This is a genomic window from Anaerolineales bacterium (assembly GCA_022866145.1).
Taxonomy (GTDB): domain Bacteria; phylum Chloroflexota; class Anaerolineae; order Anaerolineales; family E44-bin32; genus PFL42.
Genome location: JALHUE010000292.1, coordinates 1 through 1,518, shown reverse-complemented (window position 1 = coordinate 1,518; position 1,518 = coordinate 1). Strand labels below are relative to the sequence as shown.

Sequence of the window (1,518 nt, the reverse complement as noted above, 5' to 3'; positions counted from 1 at the left end):
TGAGTTCAGATCCGGATCCCGGGCGTGACTGCCCTCAACAGCACCGGCCTGGGAGACCCCGTCTCGGGCCTGGGCACGCCGGACGACCTGCCGCTCTTCCCCTCGCTCGAGAGCCTGCTGCGGGTTCGTGAGGAGAACCACTGCACGCTGCTGGCCATCGTTCCCGATTCGTTCCCCATAGATCAGATGGCAAAAGCGGTGGAGGAAGTCGTCGGCCGGTTGAACTCACCTGACACGGGGATTCTGTTCGTCATGCCGGTTGAGAGGACGTGGGGGCTCAGGCCGTAGACCACGGGCGGAGAAGGTTCCGGCTGAACGAAGCTGCGGGAGAGGCGCCGCGCCGCCTTGGAAGTCGTGCGAGCGGCAGAACTTCCAGTGGCAATCCCGGAGCGGGCAGTGCGGCTGCCTAGCCCCCCATGCAGTATGAGCAGAATGCAGCCGGTGGGTCTAGGGCAAAGGCCAAGACCCAGCTTTCGCTGGATCCCGCTGGTTGGGTCTGCTGCTAACTGGATGTGTGCGCGGTCGCGCGCATAAGCACAGCAGTCTCGGCTACCCCATATGCCGAATGACGGCGTCGCCGAATTCCGAGCACTTGACCAACGTGGCGCCCTGCATCAACCGGTGAAAGTCATAGGTAACGGTCTGGGCGCCGATGGCGCCTTGCATGCCGCGGATCACCAGGGCCGCCGCCTCTCTCCAGCCCATGAAGCGCAGCATCATCTCCCCGCTGAGGATCAGCGAGCCGGGGTTGACGACATCCTTGTCGGCATATTTAGGTGCAGTGCCGTGAGTGGCTTCGAAGATTGCGTGCCCGGTCTGGAAATTGATGTTGGCGCCGGGCGCGATGCCAATCCCGCCGACCTGGGCCGCCAGGGCATCGGAAAGATAGTCACCGTTCAGATTCATGGTTGCTAGGACGTCGAATTCGCGCGGCCGGGTCACGGTCTGCTGGAAGACGATGTCGGCGATGGTGTCCTTGATCAGCACGCGGCCGGACTTCAGCGCCGAATCCATCTCGGCGTTGGCCGCCTGCTCGCCCGCCGCCTGCTTGGTGCGGTCCCACTGGCGCCAGGTGTAGACGCGATCGCCGAATTCGCGCTCGGCGACGTCATATCCCCAGTTGCGAAAGGCGCCTTCGGTGTACTTGAGGATATTGCCTTTGTGCACCAGGGTTACCGAATGCCGCCCGTCCTCCAGGCAGCAGTGAATGGCAGCCCGAACCAGGCGCTGGCTGCCCTGGCGGGAGATGGGCTTGATGGCCACGGCCGACGTCTCTGGGAAACGGATCTTGGCGAATTCCTTGGGGAACTGGTCGCGGAGCAGCTCGAGGAAGTGGGCGTTCTCTTCGGATCCGAACTCGAACTCGACGCCGGCGTACAAGTCCTCGGTGTTTTCGCGGAACACCACCATGTCGACATCCTGTGGGCGGCACACGGGAGAGGGGACGCCCTCGAAGTAGCGCACCGGGCGGACGCAGGCGTACAGGTCGAGTGCCTTGCGCAGGGCGACGTTCAAGGA

At 63.8% G+C, this 1,518-nt stretch carries 2 protein-coding genes; one reads left to right on the top strand and one right to left on the bottom strand.

The window, feature by feature from the left end; genetic code table 11:
- The first annotated feature begins 24 nt into the window (after positions 1-24).
- Positions 25-288, top strand: a complete 264-nt coding sequence (locus tag MUO23_09035) for a hypothetical protein (protein ID MCJ7513099.1) — start codon at positions 25-27, stop codon at positions 286-288.
- A 261-nt stretch (positions 289-549) separates the two neighbouring features.
- On the opposite strand, the gene icd is transcribed toward MUO23_09035, so the two are convergent.
- A partial coding sequence (gene icd, locus MUO23_09030) for an NADP-dependent isocitrate dehydrogenase (protein MCJ7513098.1) occupies positions 550-1,518 on the bottom strand: 969 nt, incomplete at its 5' end.